The 15,735-nt window shown below is 63.5% G+C and carries 16 protein-coding genes; 10 read left to right on the top strand and 6 right to left on the bottom strand.

Annotation, left to right across the window (positions count from 1 at the left end):
- Positions 1-89: 89 nt before the first annotated feature.
- The gene (gene glpD, locus JJ959_RS04225) at positions 90-1,589 is read right to left on the bottom strand and encodes a glycerol-3-phosphate dehydrogenase (protein WP_292880020.1); all 1,500 of its coding nucleotides are present in this window, start codon (positions 1,587-1,589) and stop codon (positions 90-92) included.
- 12 nt (positions 1,590-1,601) lie between these two features.
- Positions 1,602-2,396 (bottom strand): DeoR/GlpR family DNA-binding transcription regulator, encoded by a 795-nt coding sequence (locus tag JJ959_RS04220; protein WP_292880019.1) that lies wholly within the window; start codon positions 2,394-2,396, stop codon positions 1,602-1,604.
- Positions 2,397-2,764: 368 nt separating this feature from the next.
- Here JJ959_RS04220 and JJ959_RS04215 point away from each other — a divergent pair, with 368 nt between their 5' ends.
- From JJ959_RS04215 to JJ959_RS04190, 6 genes are all read left to right on the top strand, one after another.
- Positions 2,765-4,501 carry an ABC transporter substrate-binding protein gene (locus JJ959_RS04215; protein WP_292880018.1) on the top strand — a complete coding sequence of 579 codons (1,737 nt, stop codon included), beginning with the start codon at positions 2,765-2,767 and terminating at the stop codon, positions 4,499-4,501.
- A 178-nt stretch (positions 4,502-4,679) separates the two neighbouring features.
- Positions 4,680-5,762 (top strand): ABC transporter ATP-binding protein, encoded by a 1,083-nt coding sequence (locus JJ959_RS04210; protein ID WP_292880017.1) that lies wholly within the window; start codon positions 4,680-4,682, stop codon positions 5,760-5,762.
- 10 nt (positions 5,763-5,772) lie between these two features.
- Positions 5,773-6,858, top strand: a complete 1,086-nt coding sequence (locus JJ959_RS04205) for an ABC transporter ATP-binding protein (protein ID WP_292880016.1) — start codon at positions 5,773-5,775, stop codon at positions 6,856-6,858.
- Positions 6,855-7,718 (top strand): sugar ABC transporter permease, encoded by an 864-nt coding sequence (locus JJ959_RS04200; protein WP_193179669.1) that lies wholly within the window; start codon positions 6,855-6,857, stop codon positions 7,716-7,718. Before JJ959_RS04205 ends, JJ959_RS04200 begins: the two co-directional genes overlap by 4 nt.
- A 1-nt stretch (position 7,719) precedes the next feature.
- Positions 7,720-8,529 carry a carbohydrate ABC transporter permease gene (locus JJ959_RS04195; RefSeq protein ID WP_292880015.1) on the top strand — a complete coding sequence of 270 codons (810 nt, stop codon included), beginning with the start codon at positions 7,720-7,722 and terminating at the stop codon, positions 8,527-8,529.
- An 18-nt stretch (positions 8,530-8,547) separates the two neighbouring features.
- Positions 8,548-8,829 carry a DUF2160 domain-containing protein gene (locus tag JJ959_RS04190; RefSeq protein ID WP_292880014.1) on the top strand — a complete coding sequence of 94 codons (282 nt, stop codon included), beginning with the start codon at positions 8,548-8,550 and terminating at the stop codon, positions 8,827-8,829.
- Between the two features lie 69 nt (positions 8,830-8,898).
- On the opposite strand, the gene JJ959_RS04185 is transcribed toward JJ959_RS04190, so the two are convergent.
- Positions 8,899-10,452 (bottom strand): trimethylamine methyltransferase family protein, encoded by a 1,554-nt coding sequence (locus JJ959_RS04185; RefSeq protein WP_292880013.1) that lies wholly within the window; start codon positions 10,450-10,452, stop codon positions 8,899-8,901.
- 267 nt (positions 10,453-10,719) lie between these two features.
- Here JJ959_RS04185 and JJ959_RS04180 point away from each other — a divergent pair, with 267 nt between their 5' ends.
- Positions 10,720-11,307: a carboxymuconolactone decarboxylase family protein gene (locus tag JJ959_RS04180; protein WP_292880012.1), complete on the top strand. Its 588-nt coding sequence runs from the start codon at positions 10,720-10,722 to the stop codon at positions 11,305-11,307.
- A 77-nt stretch (positions 11,308-11,384) separates the two neighbouring features.
- Positions 11,385-12,209 (top strand): ion transporter, encoded by an 825-nt coding sequence (locus JJ959_RS04175; protein WP_292880011.1) that lies wholly within the window; start codon positions 11,385-11,387, stop codon positions 12,207-12,209.
- Positions 12,210-12,322: 113 nt separating this feature from the next.
- On the opposite strand, the gene JJ959_RS04170 is transcribed toward JJ959_RS04175, so the two are convergent.
- Together JJ959_RS04170 and JJ959_RS04165 are read right to left on the bottom strand one after the other, a co-directional pair.
- The gene (locus JJ959_RS04170; protein ID WP_193179659.1) at positions 12,323-12,598 is read right to left on the bottom strand and encodes an HU family DNA-binding protein; all 276 of its coding nucleotides are present in this window, start codon (positions 12,596-12,598) and stop codon (positions 12,323-12,325) included.
- Between the two features lie 323 nt (positions 12,599-12,921).
- Positions 12,922-13,773, bottom strand: a complete 852-nt coding sequence (locus tag JJ959_RS04165) for an amidohydrolase family protein (RefSeq protein ID WP_292880010.1) — start codon at positions 13,771-13,773, stop codon at positions 12,922-12,924.
- On the opposite strand from JJ959_RS04165, the gene JJ959_RS04160 reads away from it, so the two are divergent.
- Together JJ959_RS04160 and JJ959_RS04155 are read left to right on the top strand one after the other, a co-directional pair.
- On the top strand, positions 13,742-14,698 hold the full coding sequence (locus tag JJ959_RS04160; RefSeq protein WP_366816908.1) for an enoyl-CoA hydratase: 957 nt from the start codon (positions 13,742-13,744) through the stop codon (positions 14,696-14,698). The genes JJ959_RS04165 and JJ959_RS04160 overlap by 32 nt on opposite strands.
- A 31-nt stretch (positions 14,699-14,729) precedes the next feature.
- The gene (locus JJ959_RS04155; RefSeq protein WP_292880008.1) at positions 14,730-15,158 is read left to right on the top strand and encodes a PaaI family thioesterase; all 429 of its coding nucleotides are present in this window, start codon (positions 14,730-14,732) and stop codon (positions 15,156-15,158) included.
- Positions 15,159-15,164: 6 nt separating this feature from the next.
- On the opposite strand, the gene JJ959_RS04150 is transcribed toward JJ959_RS04155, so the two are convergent.
- Positions 15,165-15,722 carry a PAS domain-containing protein gene (locus JJ959_RS04150; protein ID WP_292880007.1) on the bottom strand — a complete coding sequence of 186 codons (558 nt, stop codon included), beginning with the start codon at positions 15,720-15,722 and terminating at the stop codon, positions 15,165-15,167.
- Positions 15,723-15,735: the final 13 nt, after the last annotated feature.

Below are 15,735 nucleotides of genomic sequence, written 5' to 3'. Positions count from 1 at the left end.
CCATGGGATTGATTTGCCGACCGAACGGCCGGAGAGGCAGCATGCGGACCGGGCTTGATGCCCGCAAGGAAATTACGTGCAGGTCTGCGTCACGCAGCGCGGGAGGCTGCCTCCGACATGAAAGCCTTGAGCACTGCAATCTGGTTCTTGTCGAGGCGCAGACCGAGCTTGCTACGGCGCCAGAGCACGTCTTCCGCCGTCACCGCCCATTCCCGCTCGATAAGGTAGCGGACTTCGGCCTCTGTCAGCCCCGCACCGAAATCCCGGCCGAGATCGCCGGCCTCGATTGCCTCTCCGAACATTGCGAACACAAGTGTGCCGTACTGACGGGTCAGGCGCAGTGCCGTCCGGTCGTCGAGGAAGGGATATTTCTGCTTCACCGAGCGCAGTTTCGCATCGAACTCAAGCACCGGGAAATCGCCGCCCGGAAGCGGCTCGCCGCCGCTCCATTCGGGCCTCTTGGCGCCGAGCGCCGCCTCGACCTTCCCCAGCACGGAGTTAGCGAGACGCCGGTAAGTCGTCAGCTTGCCGCCGAAGATGTTGATGAGGACGCCGCTTTCCCGGTCTCCGTCTTCGCGCAGCACGTAGTCGCGGGTCGCTTCCTGCGCCTTCGAGGCACCGTCGTCGAACAGCGGACGGACGCCGGAATAGGACCAGACGATGTCCTCGACTTTCACTGGCTGCTTGAAATACTCGCCCGCCGCCTTGCAGAGATAGGCTTTCTCCTCGCCGGTAATCGCGACTGCGCCCGGGTCCCCCTCATAGTCGCGGTCGGTCGTGCCGATGAGGGTGAAATCCTGCTCATACGGGATGGAGAAGAAGATCCGCCCGTCCGGATTCTGAAAGATGTAGCAGCGGTCATGGTCGTAGAGTTTCGGAACCACGATATGGCTGCCCTGCACGAGCCGGACATTCCGCGCCTCGTTCCAGCCCGCCGCCTCGGAGAGCACCTTGTCGACCCAGGGACCGGCAGCGTTGACCAGCAACCGCGCCTCGATCTCGCGCTCCGCCCCGCTCGCAAGGTCCTGCAGCGTGACGCGCCAGTGCCCCGCCTCGCGCACCGCTTTCACGACCCGGGTGCGGGTATGGACATCCGCCCCCCTGTCGGCCGCGTCGCGCGCGTTCAGGACGACGAGCCGCGCATCGTCGACCCAGCAGTCGGAATATTCGAAACCCTTGCGGAAACTGTCCCTGAGCGGTGCGCCCGCTTCGTCGCGGGTCAGGTCGACAACGCGGGTCGGCGGCAGCAGTTTGCGGCCGCCGAGATGATCGTAGAGAAAGAGCCCGAGCCGGAGCAGCAAGGCAGGACGCAGGCCGGAATGATGCGGCAGGATGAACCGTAGCGGCCGGACGATATGCGGCGCCATGGCCCAGAGCACTTCCCGCTCCTCCAGCGACTCGCGCACCAGGCGGAACTCGTAATGCTCGAGATAGCGCAGCCCGCCATGGATCAGCTTGGTCGACCAGGACGAGGTCCCGCTTGCAAGGTCGGACATCTCCGCGAGGCAGACGGAATATCCGCGCCCGGCCGCGTCGCGCGCGATCCCGCAGCCATTGATGCCGCCGCCGATGATGGCGATGTCGTACATACCCGTTCCTTCTTAACTCTGGTCGTTCGCAGCCTGCGGATCCTGCTGCGGAAGCTCGATCTCGACGCCGTGCGCGGCGCAGATCTCCCGCACGCTCTCGGGCACCTCCGCGTCGGTGACGAGCACGTCGATATCGCTCATATGTCCGATCCGGACCGGGGCGTTGCGGTCGAACTTCATGTGGTCGGCGACGAGGATCGTCCGCCGCGCGTGGGAGATGATCTCCTGCGCCACCCGAACTTCGCGGTAGTCGTAATCGAGGATCGTACCGTCCTCGTCGATCGCGGAAGCACCGATCACCGCGTAATCCACCTTGAACTGGCGGATGAAATCGACCGTCGCCTCGCCAACGATCCCGCCGTCCGAGCGCCGCACCAGGCCGCCCGCAATGATCACTTCCGTCGAGGGCGATTCCCGCAGGATGTTCGCGACATTGATGTTGTTGGTGATCACCATCAGCCCCTCGCGGCCGCGCAATGCGAACGCGACCTGCTCTGTCGTCGTACCGATGTTCAGGATCACCGAACTGTTGTCGGGAATGAGCGCCGCCGCGGTTTCGCCGATCCGGCGCTTCTCCTCGGCCGCGAGCGAACGCCGCGCATCATAGGCGTAGTTGATCGCCCCCGACGGATAGACCGCGCCACCATGTACCCGCTGCAGCAGGCCGGCGTCGCAGATTTCGTTCAGGTCCTTGCGGATGGTCTGCGGCGTCACGTCGAACTGGAGCGCGAGGTCGTCGACCTCGACACGGCCGACAAGCCGGGCCTTCTTCAGGATATCGGTCTGGCGCGGCGAAACCGGATCCATCGCGCGTCCTTTCGTTTAAGTTCGTTCCAGAAGATTCGCAGCCAGAACCTACACGCAGATGTCATAGCGAAAACCTGCGTTTCCACGCCAGCCTTCCGAACGCTCCCTATATTCGTTTTCTTTCGAATGGCTGACAAGCCCGCTATCCACCGATTTCGCGAAAATACTTTTGTACGCAACGCACCTCGCCCTGTAAAGCTAACATAACATACTGAAAACTCGAAACTATCCGATGCGCGTACATGACCGAATTGCCAGCTTTTAAATAGGGGCATAGCTCTTTCGGTTAGATTTCATATTGCATCGCTTGACCTTCGATTTTTTTCGCTTGATAGTTCGGCTAGCTTTTTAAGCTGGGAGGAAAAGCAATGAAAAAAGCACTGATGGCCGCCGTCGCGGTCACGGCGCTGCTCGCCATACCGGGCGCCGCTGTGGCCGGCATGGCCGAGGCCGAAAAATGGATCAACGACGAGTTTCAGCCCTCCACCCTCTCCAAGGACGCGCAGAAGTCCGAGATGGAGTGGTTCATCAAGGCGGCAGAGCCGTTCAAGGGCATGGAAATCAACGTCCTGTCCGAGACCATCCCGACCCACGAATATGAATCGAAGACCCTCGCCAAGGCCTTCGAGGAAATCACCGGCATCAAGGTGAACCACCAGCTGCTCGGCGAGGGCGAGGTGGTGCAGGCGGTTCAGACGCAGATGCAGACGAACCGGAACCTCTATGACGCCTATATCAACGATTCCGATCTGATCGGCACGCATTCGCGCCTGCAGCTCGCGGTCAATCTCTCCGACTGGATGGCCGGCGAAGGCAAGGACGTCACCAACCCGACGCTCGATGTCGACGACTTCATCGGCAAGTCCTTCACCACCGGCCCGGACGGCAAGCTCTACCAGCTGCCCGACCAGCAGTTCGCGAACCTCTACTGGTTCCGCTACGACTGGTTCAACAAGCCGGAGCTGAAGGCCAAATTCAAGGAAATGTACGGCTACGAGCTCGGCGTTCCGGTGAACTGGTCGGCCTATGAGGACATCGCGGAATTCTTCACCGACCACGTGAAGGAAATCGACGGCGTCCGCGTCTACGGCCACATGGATTACGGCAAGCGCGCCCCCGACCTCGGTTGGCGCATGACCGACGCCTGGCTCTCGATGGCCGGTGCCGGCTCCAAGGGCCTGCCGAACGGCCGTCCGATCGACGAATGGGGCATCCGGATGGAGGAAGGCTCCTGCAATCCGGCAGGCGCATCCGTCTCCCGCGGTGGCGCGACCAACGGCCCGGCCGCGGTCTACGCAATCCGCAAATGGGACGAGTGGCTGCGGAAATACGCTCCTCCGGGCGCGGCCGACTATGACTTCTACCAGTCGCTGCCGGCGCTCAGCCAGGGCAACGTCGCCCAGCAGATCTTCTGGTACACCGCCTTCACCGCCTCGATGGTGGCGCCGAAGAGCGAAGGCAACAACACCGTCGACGACAGCGGCACGCCGCTCTGGCGCATGGCCCCGTCACCGCACGGCCCGTACTGGGAAGAAGGCCAGAAGCTCGGCTATCAGGATGCCGGTTCCTGGACCCTGTTCAAGTCCACTCCGGTCGACCGCCGCAAGGCAGCCTGGCTCTATGCCCAGTTCGTGGTTTCCAAGACCGTCTCGCTGAAGAAGAGCCATGTCGGCCTCACCATCATCCGGGACAGCGACATCAACCACGCCTCCTTCACGGAGCGTGCGCCGAAGCTCGGCGGCCTGGTCGAGTTCTACCGTTCGCCCGACCGGGTGAACTGGTCGCCGACCGGCGTGAACGTGCCCGACTATCCGAAGCTGGCCCAGCTCTGGTGGCAGCAGATCGGTGACGTCAATTCCGGTGCCTTCACCCCGCAGGAAGCGATGGACCGTCTCGCCAGCGAGATGGACCAGGTGATGGCCCGCATGGAACGCGCGGACAAGGGCGCCAACACCTATGGCGGCTGCGGCCCGCGCCTGAACGCGGAAAAGGATCCGTCCGAATGGCTCGGCAAGGGCGGCGCGAAAGCGAAGCTCGCCAACGAAAAGCCCAAAGGCGAAACCGTATCCTACGACGAGCTCGTGAAACGCTGGGCTCAGAACTAGGACCCTCTCCCTAGCTCGGAGACTCCACTCCCCGGGGCCGTATCCCTCGATCCGGCCCCGGATTTTTCTGCAAGGCCCCGCAGCGGTTCCCGAGAACCGGCTTCCGGGCTAGAGTTTCCTACATATGCGGATACGGCGGGACGGCCCGCGACGTGATCCGCCGAGCTTTCGACAGGCCATGGCACTTACACTCAAAGGCGTAACCAAGCGTGTCGGAAACGCGGTGCATATCCACCCGACCGACCTGACGTTCGAGACCGGCAGCTTCAACATCCTGCTCGGCTCTACCCTTGCCGGCAAAACCACGCTGATGCAGCTGATGGCAGGGCTCGAACGTCCGCTCGAGGGCGAGGTCTGGTTCGACGGCAAGAACGTCACCGGCATGCCCGTGCAGAAGCGCAACGTGTCGATGGTCTACCAGCAATTCATCAACTACCCGAACATGACCGTGTTCGAGAATATCGCCTCGCCGCTCCGGGTGGCGCGCGCGCCGGAGGTGACGATCCGCGAACGGGTCTGCACCATGGCGGAGCTGCTGCGCCTCACTCCGATGCTTGACCGGCTGCCCGGCGCCCTCTCCGGCGGCCAGCAACAACGCACCGCGATCGCCCGCGCGCTGGTCAAGGACGCGGATCTGGTGCTGCTCGACGAGCCGCTCGCCAATCTCGATTTCAAGCTGCGCGAGGAACTCAGGGACGAACTCCCCCGCCTCTTCGCCGACCGCAACTGCATCGTCGTCTACGCGACGACGGAGCCGACCGAGGCGCTGCTTTTCGGCGGAAACACCGCGACGCTGTTCGAAGGGTCCGTCACCCAGTTCGGACCGACCCGGCAGATCTACCGCAAGCCCAACAGCCTGCTCAGCGCCGAGGTCTTCTCCGACCCGCCGATCAACGTGATGGCCTGCGAGAAGAAAGGCGATCATTTCGAGGATGCGGATGGCGCCCGCTGGACGGCAAAGGGCACAGCCGCAGGGCTCTCCGACGGTCCCTATACCCTTGCCATCCGCCCGCACTTCGTCACCCCTGCCGCCACCGGTGCCGACCCGGTCCCGGTTTCCGGACGGGTACTTGTGACCGAGCTCAGCGGTTCGGAGAGCATCATCCATTTCGCCAGGGGCGGCCAGACCTGGGTCTCCCAGTCCCACGGCATCCACGCCTTCGAAGTCGGCAGCGAGGCGCATCTGCATGCCGATTTCTCGCAGGCCCTCTATTTCGCCCCGGACGGCAGTTTCGCCGCCGCCGGCGCAACGCAGAGCTAGGAGAGAGAGGATGGCGAAGATCACCCTCGACGATCTCCGGCACGCCTACGTGCCGAACCCGGCGGGCCCGGACGACTACGCCCTGAAGCAGCTCGATGTCAGCTTCGAGGATGGCGGTGCCTATGCCCTGCTCGGCCCCTCGGGCTGCGGCAAGACCACGCTCCTCAACATCATCTCCGGCCTGCTGGCGCCCAGCCACGGCAAGGTGCTGTTCGACGGCGAGGACGTCACCGGCCTCGCGCCGGACCAGCGCCATATCGCGCAGGTTTTCCAGTTTCCGGTCGTCTACGACACGATGAGCGTCTACGACAATCTCGCCTTTCCGCTGCGCAACCGCGGCGTCGCCGAAGCCGATGTCGACAAGAAGGTGCGCGAGATCGCGGCCATGATCGATCTCGAGGAGACACTGCAGAACCGCGCCTCGGGTCTGACCGCCGACGGCAAGCAGAAGATTTCCCTCGGCCGCGGCCTGGTGCGCGACGACGTCAACGTGATCATGTTCGACGAGCCGCTGACGGTAATCGACCCGCACCTGAAATGGCAGCTCCGCTCCAAGCTGAAGGAGCTGCACCAGCGGGTGAAGCGGACGATGATCTACGTCACCCACGACCAGACAGAGGCGCTGACCTTCGCCGACAAGGTGGTGGTCATGAATGTCGGCCAGGTGGTGCAGATCGGCACCCCGGTCGAACTCTTCGAGACGCCGAGCCACGAATTCGTCGGCCATTTCATCGGTTCACCGGGCATGAACATCCTCGACTGCGAGGTCAGGGGCGGGAAAGCTTTCTTCCAGGGACAGGAGGTTGAGGCCGCAAATGCAGGCGCGGTGAAGGTCAGCGACAGCGGACCGCTCCGTCTCGGCGTGCGCCCGGAATTCGTCAGTCTCGCCGACAGCGGAATCGAGGCGGAGGTAGTGAAGGTCAGCGACAGCGGCCGCTACCAGATCGTCGAGACCCGCGTCGGCGACGCGCCGGTCAAGCTGCTGGTGAACGAGGGCGTCGAGATCCCGACCGGGAAGACCGCCCTTTCCTTCCGCGCAGACCGGACCCGGATCTACCGGGACGGCTGGCTGGTGGCCTCGGGAGAGACGCGATGAACAAGCTGCAGAACAACAAGGCCTGGCTCTTCGTCCTGCCCGTCTTCGCGCTGGTCGCCTTCAACGCGATCATACCGCTGATGACCGTGGTCAACTACTCGGTCCAGGAAACCTTCGGCAACAACGAGTTCTTCTGGGCCGGGGTGATGTGGTTCGAGGAGATCCTGAATTCCGAACGCTTCCATGCGAGCCTCGGCCGGCAGGCGATCTTCACCGCGAGCATCCTCGCCATCGAGATGCCGCTCGGCGTCGCCATCGCGCTCACCATGCCCCGCAAAGGGCCCTGGGTCTCCGTCTGCCTCGTGCTGATGGCGCTGCCGCTGCTGATCCCCTGGAACGTCGTCGGCGCGATGTGGAACATCTTCGCACTGCCGGATATCGGCTTCCTCGGCTACACGCTGAATTCCCTCGGCATCGACTTCAACTTCACCCGCCAGCCGGAAGACGCCTGGTTCACGCTGATCCTGATGGATGTCTGGCACTGGACCTCGCTCGTCGTGCTGCTGGCCTATGCCGGCCTCAGCTCGATCCCCGACGCCTATTATCAGGCGGCGAAGATCGACGGCGCCGGAAGCTGGGCGATCTTCCGCTACATCCAGCTGCCGAAGCTGCGCCGGGTGCTGACCATCGCCTTCCTGCTGCGCTTCATGGACAGCTTCATGATCTATACCGAGCCCTTCGTCTTGACCGGCGGCGGGCCCGGCAATTCGACCACCCTGCTCTCGATCGATCTGGTGAAGATCGCGCTCGGCCAGTTCGATCTCGGCCCTGCGGCGGCGATGTCGCTGATCTATTTCCTGATCATCCTGCTCTTGAGCTGGGTCTTCTACACCGTGATGACGCGGAATGAGGAGCAGTGAGATGAACGCGAACAAAGCCGCCGGACGCGTGGTTCCGACCCTCTACATCATCTTCCTGCTGCTGCCGATCTACTGGCTCGTGAACATGTCTTTCAAGACGACGAACGAGATCCTCGGCAGCTTCACGCTCTATCCGCAGGAATTCACCCTCGACAATTACATCACCATCTTCACCGACCCGACCTGGTACATGGGCTATGTGAACTCGATCGCCTACGTGACCCTGAACACGGCGATCTCGGTCGCGGTGGCGCTGCCGGCCGCCTATGCCTTCTCGCGCTACCGATTCATCGGCGACAAGCATCTCTTCTTCTGGCTGCTGACCAACCGCATGGCGCCGCCGGCGGTCTTCGCCCTGCCTTTCTTCCAGCTCTATTCGGCGGTCGGCCTGTTCGACACCCATATCGCCGTGGCGCTCGCCCATACCCTCTTCAACATTCCGCTCGCGGTCTGGATCCTCGAGGGTTTCATGTCCGGCGTGCCGCGGGAGCTGGACGAGACCGCCTATGTCGACGGCCATGGCTTCTGGAGCTTCTTCCTGAAGATCTTCGTGCCGACCATCGCCGCCGGCATCGGCGTCGCCGCCTTCTTCTGCTTCATGTTCTCCTGGGTAGAACTGCTGCTGGCGAAGACCCTGACGGCGGTCGACGCGAAACCGATTGCCGCCACCATGACAAAAACGGCGAGTTCGTCAGGCTATGAGCTCGGCCTGCTCGCCGCCGCCGGGACACTGACCATCATCCCCGGCGCCTTCGTGATCTATTTCGTGCGCAACTACATCGCCAAGGGCTTCGCCCTCGGGCGGGTCTGAGGCAAGGGAGAAGAGACCATGCTGCTGAGCTGGATGGCCTGGACCTGGCCCACCGCCGCCTTCTTCGCCTTCGTCGCCTGCTGCCTCGCGACCATGACGGTGCTCGAACTGCGCACTCCGGGCGGCGCCCCGCGTGACGGGGTGCTCGGCCTGACGACGACGCGCGGCGACCGGCTCTTCATCTGGCTGCTCGGAAGCGCCTTCATCTTCCTCGCCTGGCTCGGGCTGGTCGGGACCGTGCTCTGGGGCCCGCTCGGGATCGCGATCGTCTACGGGGTGCTGGTGTTCCGGTACGTGTAATCCCCCAACACCGTCATCCCCTGGGTCCCGGCCTGCGCCGGGATGACGCCTATAGAGAGGTGGGTCACCTCACGGTTCCCCCGAACCGATCTCTTCCTTCCGCCGCGCCACATAGGCCTCCAGCGCCTCGCGCCGTCCCGGATCGAGCGGCGGCGGCTCGTAGCGCTTCAGCACCTGCTGCCAGATCTCTGTCGCCCGGCTGCTCGCGTCCCGCGCGCCGGCGAGTTCCCAGTTCTCATGGTTCTGCCAGTCGCTCACCAGCGGCTCGTAGAAGGCGGTCTTGAACCTGTCCATGGTGTGCGCGGCGCCGAAGAAATGCCCGCCCGGCGCGGTGTCGCGGATCGCCTCGAAGGCGAACTCGGCGTCGGAGAAATCGACCGGTTCGAGGAAAGCGGCCATGTTCTGCAGGATCTCGACATCGATCACCAGCTTCTCGAAGGAAGCGACGAGCCCGCCCTCGAGCCAGCCGGCCGCGTGGTAGATCATGTTGCCGTGCCCCATCACCGCGCCCCAGAGCGCCATCTCGGTCTCGTAGACCGCCTGCGCGTCGACGACGTTCGAGGCGTTGCAGGAGCTGGTGCGGTAGGGCAGCCGGTAATGCCGGGCGAGCTGGCCGCCGGCAAGGTTGGCCCAGGCGTTCTCCGGCGTGCCGAAGGCGGGCGCGCCTGTGCGCATGTCCACGTTCGAGGTGAAACAGCCATAGACCACCGGCGCCCCCGGCCACACCGCCTGGATCAGCGCGATGGTCAGCAGCGCCTCAGCGTTCTGTTGCGCCAAAGCTGCGGGGAGCGTCACCGGCGTCATCGCGCCCATCAGGGTGAACGGCGTCACCACCACCGCCTGCCCCATCTCTGCCAGCGCAATCGTGGCGTCCGACATCTCCTTGTCGAGCTTGCGCGGGGAATTGACATTGATGTTGGTGATCGCCGACGGGCTCTCCGCCAGATCCTCCACCGCCAGACCGCGCGCGATGGCCTGCATTTCCATCAGGTCGCGCACACGGCCGCTACCGATCGACATGCCGCAGAACATCTTGTCGGTCAGCGTCAGGTTGGCGAGGTAGGTGTCGAGATGGCGGGTGTTGGCCGGCAGGTCGGTAGGCGCCAGAGTCTGGTTGCCGAACATGGAGATCACGTTGAAGCTTTGCGCCAGCTTCATCAGTTCCTGGTAGTCGGAAAAGTTCCCCGGTCGCCGCCCGCGCAACGCGTCATGCACGTTGGGCGGGCCGGAGACCATGCCGAAATTCAGCACGTTGCCGCCGATGGCAACACTCCGTTCCGGGTTCCACGGGGTCAGCGTGAAACTTTCCGGCGCATGTGAGACCAACTCCGTCACCAGTGCCCGGTCCATCCGCACGATGCCGCTCGCTTCATCTGTCTCGGCGCCCGCCGCCTTCAGCCGGCGACGCGCGTCGGCACTCATGACCTCGATGCCGATCTCCTCGAGGATCCGCATCGAGACAGCGTGAACCTTGGCGAGCTGCTCCGGCGACATCGGGTTCACCGGGGGGAACGGATTGGCGATCCGGCCGAACGGTCTCTGGCGGTCGAGGATCGAGGGTTCGCCGCCGCGTCTGCGGCCGCCTCCGGATCGACGCCCGGACCGGCGTTCCATGCCAGGCATGGTTGCCTCCTCCCTTGCGGCGGACGGACCGCCGGCTGTTTCCGGGACGGTCATTGCCGCGCCGCCCCTCCCGGGCGAACCCGGATCACCCTTAGTATCGCCCCCCGATCCCGGACCTCTATCGTCTCTATCGGACCAAACCGGCCCGAAACGTGACGCCGATGGGGCATTCCCGTTCCGCGGTTCTGGAAATTGCCGCGCGCCGCTGTATCATCTGCCTCCCGCCATCGGGCGCGTCCGCGCCTCCGCATTCGATCAGGATCTTCCATGCCCCGTCTTCCAAAAATGACTCCGGACAAACTCGCGCCCGCACAGGCGAAGCTCTACGAGGCGATCACCGGTGGCGTCCGGTTCAAGGCGACGCCCGGTCTCGACATGATGGAGCCGGACGGGACACTGCGCGGACCTTTCAACGCCTGGCTGCACACACCCGAGACCGGCGAGGCCGCCCAGGCGCTCGGCGTGAAGCTACGCTTCGAGAACACGCTTTCGGGCCCTGAGCGCGAGACCGCGATCCTGACCGTCGCCCGGCACTGGCGCTCGCAATACGAATGGTGGGCGCACGAGCAGATCGCCCTGAAGGAAGGCATGACGCCGGAGCAGATCGCCGAGCTGAAGGCCGGCACCGGCCCGTCGGGAGAACCGGCGCTCGCCGCCATCCGCAGCTTCGTCGCCGAACTTATGGAAACCGGCGACGTTACCGACGCGACCTACGACTCCACCCATGCCTTCACCGGCGACCGGGGCATGGCCGATCTGGTCACACTGGCCGGCTATTACGCGATGATCTCCGCCAACCTCAACGTCTTCCGCGTCGACGTGCCGGAAGGCGAAACCCGGCCTTTCTCCGACTGACCCTTTTCCTCCGCCCGCCGGATCATTAAATAGGCCCGGCAACACAGCAACCGGACCGGATGGGGAGCCGTTAGGGCATGGGGGATGGACAGGGTTTTCGCGCGCGTCTGCGGCATCTGGTCGACAGCAGCGGCTTCTCCAATCTGGTGACGGTGCTGATCGTGATGAACGCGGTCATCCTCGGGCTCGAGACCTGGCCCGCCGCGATGGAAGCAGCCGGCCCGCTGCTGCAGACCGTCGACCGTATCCTTCTGATCTGTTTCTGCGCCGAACTGCTGATGAAGATGGTCGGTCAGGGGCGCGATTTCGTCCGCCAGCCCTGGAACTGGTTCGACACCATCGTCGTCGGCATCGCCCTCGTGCCCAGCACCGGCGCGCTTTCCGTCCTGCGGGCGCTCCGCGTGCTGCGGGCGCTGCGCCTGCTCTCGATGGTGCCGCGCATGCGCATGGTGGTCGAGGCCCTGCTGCGCTCCCTTCCGGGGCTCGGTTCCATCGCCGGGCTCCTGCTGCTCGTCTATTACGTCTTCGCCGTGATGGCGACGAAGCTGTTCGGTGCGGCCTTCCCCGAATGGTTCGGCAATATCGGCGCCAGCATGTACAGCCTGTTCCAGATCATGACCCTGGAGAGCTGGTCGATGGGCATCGTCCGCCCGGTGATGGAGGTCTTCCCCTATGCCTGGGCGTTCTTCGTACCCTTCATTCTGGTCGCGACCTTCACGATGCTGAACCTCTTCATCGCCATCATCGTGAACTCGATGCAGTCGATCGCCGACGACGTGGCCCGGGAGCGCTCGGAGACCGCCACGGAAGAGGTGAAGACCTTCACCCATGCCGACCATATGGAACTGCTGACCGAGCTGCGCGCGCTGCGTTCCGAAGTGCAGGACCTGAAAGGGCGGTGAGCTGCGCCGCCCAACCGGGCGGTACGCGGGCACAAAAAAACCGCCTCGCGGGCGGTCTCGAGAGATCCGGGAAACGAACCGGGCGCGACACGCGCGCCCGGTTCGAAAGAAAATCAGCCGTTGACGGCCGACTTCAGGGCCTGACCAGCCTTGAACTTCGCCTGCTTCGACGCGGCGATGTTGATGGTCTCGCCCGTGCGCGGGTTGCGGCCAGTGGTGGCGGCCCGCTCAGAGACAGAGAAAGTGCCGAAGCCGACGAGGCGGACATCGCCACCCTTTTTCAGCGTGTCGGTGACCGCATCGATCACACCGTTAACTGCCGCCTCGGCCTGAGCCTGGGTGAGGCCGGTCTTGGAGGCAACGGCCGCGCTGAGTTCGGATTTATTCATGGAACTGATCTCCCGTTATTGGATGGGCCGCAGTCTCTGGGATTCTCATTCCCGCTGCAAGCCCCGGAATCGCTCGGAAATATGAGATTTCTCGCGAGTTTCTCCGCTGTTTTTAGTCAAGCACTCGCATAAAAATAATAATCTCACAAAATCAAAGCATTACGGAGATACCGGTTAAATTCTGGATGGGGTGCACACTTATTCGCTGTAGCTGTGAAAGGCCAAAAAAACCGCACGATCACTATGCTTAACAGCGGTTTGAGGAGGTCTTCGGCGCCGATTCCGATAGAATCAACATCGAAAGCCAATGACGGCTCTCTCCATCAGATCGGAAAGTCGTAGAGTCCAGCCGGATTCTGAAGGAAGAAACGACGCCGGACGGCCTCGTCTTCGAACCATGATTCCGCAGCCCTGAACAGACCGGCCGTACCCGGGTCACGCGGCGGAGAGAGCGCCCAGGCATCCACGGTCTCATCCGTATGCAACGGGGTGTGAGGCCAGTCGCTCCCCCAGACGATCCGGTCCGCACCGATGTCCGCAATCTCATTCGCAAGATCGCGGAACCAGTCCGCATCGCCGCCCTGCGTCAGGCGGTCGACGCCCGACAGCTTGATCCAGGCGCCGCCCCCGATCAGACGCAACAGTCCGGCCCGTTCGCCCGGCGCTGCACCGGGAGCGAGAAAGCCGAAATGATCGAGCACGAGCGTGCAGGCGAGCTTCCGTTGCTGCTCCGCAAGAAAGGCGTAGCTGGATGGGCTGCAGAAGACCTGGATGTGCCAACCGCTTCCGGCAAGCGCCGAATCGACCTCTCTCAGAGACTGTTCGAGCGGACGCACGCCGCTGCGAACCGACAACATGTTGAGCCGCAGTCCGCGCACACCGGCGGCGTGCAGATCCTGGAGCGTCCGGTCGGCTATCTGTTCCGGATCGAGCACAGCGACGCCCCGCGCGCGATCTCCCATCGTCTGCAGCGCATCGACCAGGCAGGTATTGTCCGTGCCGTAGAAACTCGGCTGCACGATGACGGTGCGCGAGACCGCCGTGTCCGCCAGCGCGGTCCAGTACTCCTCCGCCGACGCCGGCGCCGGCGTGTAACGCCGCTTCGGATCGAGTCGATAGGTGCGCTCGTCGCCTATAATATGGATGTGGCAATCGATCGCTTCTTCGCGTGTCATCGCTCTCCGCCTCCCCGGTTCCGCTCCGATGCTTTCCCCGCGCCGAACACCGCAAGGTGAAATTGGCGATTATCGGCCTCGCCTTTTCACCATATTGTCTGCCGCAATCAGATTTGGAAACGCCTCGGAGAACTCCGCAATGACCGACAAGATCCTGACGAGCCAGGATGGGAATATCGCCCGCATCGTGTTCAACCAGCCGGAAAAGCGCAACGCCGTCTCGCTGGAAATGTGGGAAGCGGTGGAGAAGGCGCTCGACGCCTACAAGGACGATGACGGCGTCCGCGTGCTCATCCTGTCCGGCGCCGGCGGAAAAGCCTTCGTTTCGGGCGCGGACATCTCCAAGTTCGAATCCGAGCGCGCCAGCGCCGAAGCGGTTGCCCATTACAACGCGACGACCAAGCGGGTCTACGACAAGGTCGCCAACTTCCCGAAGCCTGTGATCGCCCAGATCGACGGGTTCTGCGTGGGCGGGGGCGTCGCGCTCGCGGTCTGCTGCGACATGCGGATCTGCGGCGAAGGCTCCCAGTTCGCTGTTCCCGCCGCCAAGCTCGGCCTCGGTTATCCCTATGAGGGCCTGCGCCGTCTGACAGGCGTCGTCGGGCCGAGCTTCGCCAAGGAGATCTTCTATACGGCGCGCCGTTTCAGCGCCTCGGAAGCCTACGATATGGGGCTGGCCAACCGGGTGGTGCCCGATGCCGAGGTCGAGAAGTACTGCACGGACTACGCGGAAATGATCGCCGGCAACGCGCCGCTCACCGTCAATGCGGTCAAGGCGATCGTCAACGAGGTGATGAAGGACGACAGCGACCGGGACCTCGACATGTGCGCCCGGCTGGTCGCCGAGTGCTTCGCCAGCCAGGACTATATCGAAGGCCGCCGCGCCTTCATGGAAAAGCGCAAGCCGAACTTCACCGGCTCCTGAGCCACATTCAGACCGAAGCGGACAGATCAGGATGAACGAAGAACGCGCACGCGAGCGCTTCGAAAAAGCGCTCGCGACCTATCGCCAGGAATTCGAGACCTTCTTTCTCGCCCGCCTGCTGGATCTCGGGTTCGAGTACGAAGAGGAGCTCTGCCGCATCAAGTTTCCGGTGGAGGAATTCCTCTTCAATCCCCAGGGCAGCCTCCATGGCGGAGCGATCGCCACCGTTATGGACATCTCGATGGGGCATCTGCTGAAGCACGCCACGGGAACCCCGGGGACGACACTGGAGATGAAGGTGCAGTACATGCGCCCCCTCACCTCCGGCACGGCCTGCTGCGAGGGACGGATCCTCCGGCGCGGGCGCTCTCTCAGCTTCATGGAATCCCGGATGTTCGACGACGACGGCAAACTCGCCGCGATGGCGACAGCGACGTGGAAAATGCCAACTCCGCGCTGACCGCCCTCAGGGGAGGCCGGCAACCGGATAAAGTTCGATGTCCGCCAGTTTGTACTCTTCGGTCATCGGGCCGCTGATCCATTCGCATTCCGTCATGCCAACCAGTCCGGTAACCGGTCCGCCCGGTATTTCTGCCAGCGGCAGCAAAATGCGCTCGCCCAACGGGATCCTGTCCGCCGGAAGATATACGAGACCTTTCATCGCGATGATCGATCTCGTCTCGACCAGGTTCATCCAGCGCTCCGTAACCCGCTCGCAGCCCTCGGGCGAGAGGATGTCCTGGAGCGTACATCCCTTGAGGTTCTTCCCGAACACGTCGCTTATTTCCTCGCCGGCAAGGCGGTAGCGGAACGTTTCGGGCGGCTCGAAATCTATCAGAAAGATCTTCGACAATGCCCACGGGATCTCGAGCGGATCGATATCACGACGCGCCGGCATCGAACGCCCATTCCGCTTCGCACACCAATACCCGAAAAGCCTCAAAATCGAGTCGGAAGTCAGGAAATCGGACACCTCCTGCGGCGACTTGGCGGAATCCTGGCTGTTTTGACGCGTAACAGTCATCGAGCTGCTTTTC

Source organism: Nisaea sp. (assembly GCF_017640745.1).
GTDB lineage: Bacteria > Pseudomonadota > Alphaproteobacteria > Thalassobaculales > Thalassobaculaceae > Nisaea.
Note: the sequence above shows the minus strand (reverse complement) of the source record. Positions and strands in the feature narration are given on the sequence as shown.

Bases quoted from the DNA above. Each gene is read 5' to 3' on its own strand.
- glpD (WP_292880020.1), bottom strand. From the start codon at position 1,589: ATGTACGACATCGCCATCATCGGCGGCGGCATCAATGGCTGCGGGATC.
- JJ959_RS04220 (WP_292880019.1), bottom strand. From the start codon at position 2,396: ATGGATCCGGTTTCGCCGCGCCAGACCGATATCCTGAAGAAGGCCCGG.
- JJ959_RS04215 (WP_292880018.1), top strand. From the start codon at position 2,765: ATGAAAAAAGCACTGATGGCCGCCGTCGCGGTCACGGCGCTGCTCGCC.
- JJ959_RS04210 (WP_292880017.1), top strand. From the start codon at position 4,680: ATGGCACTTACACTCAAAGGCGTAACCAAGCGTGTCGGAAACGCGGTG.
- JJ959_RS04205 (WP_292880016.1), top strand. From the start codon at position 5,773: ATGGCGAAGATCACCCTCGACGATCTCCGGCACGCCTACGTGCCGAAC.
- JJ959_RS04200 (WP_193179669.1), top strand. From the start codon at position 6,855: ATGAACAAGCTGCAGAACAACAAGGCCTGGCTCTTCGTCCTGCCCGTC.
- JJ959_RS04195 (WP_292880015.1), top strand. From the start codon at position 7,720: ATGAACGCGAACAAAGCCGCCGGACGCGTGGTTCCGACCCTCTACATC.
- JJ959_RS04190 (WP_292880014.1), top strand. From the start codon at position 8,548: ATGCTGCTGAGCTGGATGGCCTGGACCTGGCCCACCGCCGCCTTCTTC.
- JJ959_RS04185 (WP_292880013.1), bottom strand. From the start codon at position 10,452: ATGCCTGGCATGGAACGCCGGTCCGGGCGTCGATCCGGAGGCGGCCGC.
- JJ959_RS04180 (WP_292880012.1), top strand. From the start codon at position 10,720: ATGCCCCGTCTTCCAAAAATGACTCCGGACAAACTCGCGCCCGCACAG.
- JJ959_RS04175 (WP_292880011.1), top strand. From the start codon at position 11,385: ATGGGGGATGGACAGGGTTTTCGCGCGCGTCTGCGGCATCTGGTCGAC.
- JJ959_RS04170 (WP_193179659.1), bottom strand. From the start codon at position 12,598: ATGAATAAATCCGAACTCAGCGCGGCCGTTGCCTCCAAGACCGGCCTC.
- JJ959_RS04160 (WP_366816908.1), top strand. From the start codon at position 13,742: ATGTGGCAATCGATCGCTTCTTCGCGTGTCATCGCTCTCCGCCTCCCC.
- JJ959_RS04165 (WP_292880010.1), bottom strand. From the start codon at position 13,773: ATGACACGCGAAGAAGCGATCGATTGCCACATCCATATTATAGGCGAC.
- JJ959_RS04155 (WP_292880008.1), top strand. From the start codon at position 14,730: ATGAACGAAGAACGCGCACGCGAGCGCTTCGAAAAAGCGCTCGCGACC.
- JJ959_RS04150 (WP_292880007.1), bottom strand. From the start codon at position 15,722: ATGACTGTTACGCGTCAAAACAGCCAGGATTCCGCCAAGTCGCCGCAG.